The organism is Paraglaciecola sp. (assembly GCF_030730205.1).
Classification (GTDB): Bacteria; Pseudomonadota; Gammaproteobacteria; order Enterobacterales; family Alteromonadaceae; genus Paraglaciecola.
In genome coordinates this window covers 1-3,467 of the sequence record NZ_JANQVQ010000138.1, presented here as the reverse complement: position 1 = coordinate 3,467, position 3,467 = coordinate 1, and the positions used below count along the sequence as shown (strand labels likewise).

Here is a 3,467-nt window from a genome sequence, read left to right as displayed (position 1 = left end):
ATTTGTTCGGTGTTGTCTAAATTATCAGCAAATAACACCACACCACCGATGCCGGTGTCGGTGATCAAGTCTGCTAATTCTGGCGCTAAGGAGGTTAGCGCAGTAGTGCAATTTTGTTCCGGTCTATCGTCCTTGCAAAAGTAACGAAAATCGAGCATCAGCTTTTGTGCAACGAGCTGACGCAGTTGCATATCTGCTGAAGGTTTAACCGCACATGAGATGGTTGTTAGCAAAGCCGATATAACCAACACTTTGTTTCTTAAAAACACTATCTTCCCCACAATCATCGTTTCAAATCTAAACTAACCTGATTTATTTTTCATTCACTTAAAAAAAACCCCGCAATGTGCTCACATTACGAGGCCATATGTACAAACACTAATCCTTTAGAAGCTTAAAGATACGGTCGCCTGAACACGACGCGGATTTTCATGGCTACGGTATTCGCCCAGTGCCGAACTGTTATAGCGTGGCTCAGGGTTATAACCAGTTTGCTTATCAAATACGTTGAATATGTCCAAACGCAGTTTCAGAGCGTAATCTTCTGAAAAGTCAAAGTTCTGGGTATAGTTCAAATCCAATTGCATATGACTTGGCGTTTCGCGGCTACCACGGGTCTCCAGATACTGGGTACTCGCAAATTGATGCTCCCATTTGTGACCAGATTGCCAGTAAGCCAGATAACCCAACGATGCATTCCATGGAAGGTCGTAGGCACCGAAGCTCTTAAACTGCCAGGTGCGATCTGCGCGCAGATCGCCTGAAGTTAAGCTGCCCCACAATTGTCCGTAAGAGGAGTCTCCAATGTTCGAAGAACCAATGAATGTACCTTGGTCATTGTCGAAACGTGTGGCGTTATCCTGGTCAAAGTTGCCGTAGTAGTGGCTCCAAACCAATGACGTTGTTGAAAAGAACTTATCAGACTTGTAGTCAACTTCCAGACTCGCTTCCAGATACTTGGTGAAGGCGCCATCCAACTGAGCAATAACATAAGTACGTTCGCCAACCAAGTTGTTAAGCGGTATATACAGGTCTTTTGGATCTGGCGAGTCAAACGCACCGGCATTTGCCGCAGCAACCAGATCCGGATACAAATCTGTAAATCCGGCATAAGCACCCTTGTAGTACTCCGCATCATAAATGATTCGAGAGTCGTTGTTGGTATCTTCCCAGTAATTCCAGCTACGACGATAGCGAAGGTGATTGCGAATGGTCAATGATTCGTCCCAGGCCATTTGGTGGCCAACCATAATCTCCTGAATGGTTCTCGGACTTAGATCATCTGCGAACAACTTACCCGTGGAAGATATATTGGTTTCATCATCAAGATAGTTTCCGTTTTCATCAAAATATACCCAGGTAGTACTACCACCAGTACTACGATCCCAAGAGGCTGCGCGAGCAAGGGAGCTTACCGCAGGGTTATATCTTGCAAAGCTTACAAACGCAGAAGCGTCTTCGGTGTAGTCCCAAGTTGCCGTTAGGCGGGGTTGGAAGGTTTCACTGAAGCCAACTTTTTTCATCACGTAAGACTCACCACGTGCTTCTTCCCAGCCTGAGCTGGTGTCGGCTTTACGTAAGCCCTGACCAATGAGCTCGTCCTGACTGATTAAGAAACCTGCATCAAAGGTCCAATCTTCCCAGTAAATGGTGTCATTAAAGGCAAAGGTTTTTGACTTAGACTTTGACACCAATGGGCCGGTCAGACCGCCAGCGCTGAAGCCGCGAGTTTGAACCGTTGCCCTATAGATCGTGCCAACAGGCGCTGTTTCGGTGCCAGGTGCGACAATACCAGAAGCATCCTGATCTATACCGCCCCAATAGGAAATTGATCCCCAACCATTAGAAACACGATCAAGTTCTTCTGAAGCTTCCTCAGCCTGAAAACCAAAATAGAGTTCATGGGTCATGTTGTCAGTTTCAATCACGTGCTCGAGCGAAATTTCAAAGTTATTGCTTAAATAGACGTTGTCGTTGACTGTTGAATTGGCACCGACAGCACCTAGCGCTTCACCGTTAATACCATGCGCCGCAATAAGTGCTGCAGCACCCGCATTGTAGGCGTCGATTAATGCTTGTTCGCCAGCATCGGCTGCCGTTCTGGTTTCAAGAGACGGCACGGTAAAGTAACCCTGTGAAGGCAAGTCTGCTACATTCAAAGAATCACCAGACTGACCGTTAAACCCTAACTTGTTGATCGGGAATGAGCCCGCAGACTGCTTGGAATCTGCATATGAAATGTTCAAGGTCGTATTGTCATTAATGAGCCACGATCCATCAAGTACCAACACCTCAAATTTATCAATGCCGTCCACTGCGGTAGACACTGCATCGTTTTCGTCAATTTCCTGGTTAGTGGTAGTCACTTCTGAATTGCGATAGCTTGCGTTTACCAGAATGTCTTCCGTAGGTGTCCAGGTAAACTTACCGAAGTACTCTTCACGCTCATTGGTAATGTCAGGTACCGATCCGCGCGCGTTTGTTCCACTTTCTTTTGCGTCATCGCGGGTATAGTACGAGCCGTAGAAATAAAGTTGCTCTTCAATAAGTGGACCACCTGCACCGACAGTAATGTAAGCAACGTCATCTTCTGTACTCAGACCATCTTCGTCATCCGCTTGCCATGAACCTTTTTGCAGGCGATAGGTTACATCCCCTTTAAATTCATCGGTACCCGATTTACTTTCAGTATTCAGAGTCACACCAGCATTTCGATTGAAACCAACGGCTCTCGCGCCACCACGTTCAACAGAAACATGGGCAATGTCGTGGGTTGATGGAGATGAGGCTAAAATACCAAACATAGGTGTAGAAAGGTTCGCGCCATCCATTTTGTAGCCGTTATCCTGGCCACTGGCACCCGCACTCGGACCACGAATACTGTCAGAAGTAACCTGAACACCCGGCATTAAGCGAATCAGCGAGCTGTATTCAACCGCAGTTGGTAGGGCAGCCAGAGTATCGGCACTCAAGGAATTACCCAGAGCGGAATTAGTTGAGGTCGTCAAAGCTTGACCATACACAACCACTTTTTCAGTCTCAGAGGAACCTAGTTGAATGTTAAGCGGTGTCTTTTGATCAAGTAGCACTGCAATGCTGATGCTTCTCGTTTCACCACTGGGCGAAGTAAAAGTTACTTCATAATTACCTGGTGGCAATAATTGTAGTCGGTAATTACCGTTGGATTTAGATGTCACCGTGCGGGCTTTTGGCAGCACATCACCTTTCACATTGATAGAAACACCGGAAAGTGGCGAGCCATCCGGCGCCGTGATTTTACCTATAATTTCACCTACCTGGGCAGCATATGCATTCATTCCTGATAGAAGCGAGGCAAACAGCAAAGAAGATCGTAAAGAATTTTTCATAATGTTCCCCATTGTAAGGTATGAAACCTTGTTGCTTTTATGAGAGCCTGATGTAGGCGTCTTTTCATAAAATGTATGTGTTGTGTTGACATGTGTTCC

The 3,467-nt window shown here is 46.2% G+C and carries 1 protein-coding gene and 1 pseudogene; both read right to left on the bottom strand.

Features of this window, described 5'->3' with window-relative positions; translation table 11 throughout:
- Positions 1-269 (bottom strand): annotated as a pseudogene (locus tag NWQ57_RS09720) (glycoside hydrolase family 3 protein); the annotation flags it as partial.
- 117 nt (positions 270-386) lie between these two features.
- Positions 387-3,368, bottom strand: coding sequence for a TonB-dependent receptor (locus NWQ57_RS09715; protein WP_306021953.1), 2,982 nt, complete (start codon positions 3,366-3,368; stop codon positions 387-389).
- Between the last annotated feature and the right edge of the window lie 99 nt (positions 3,369-3,467).

Excerpts from the sequence above, each read along its gene's own strand:
- NWQ57_RS09715 (WP_306021953.1), bottom strand. The coding sequence starts at position 3,368 with ATGAAAAATTCTTTACGATCTTCTTTGCTGTTTGCCTCGCTTCTATCA.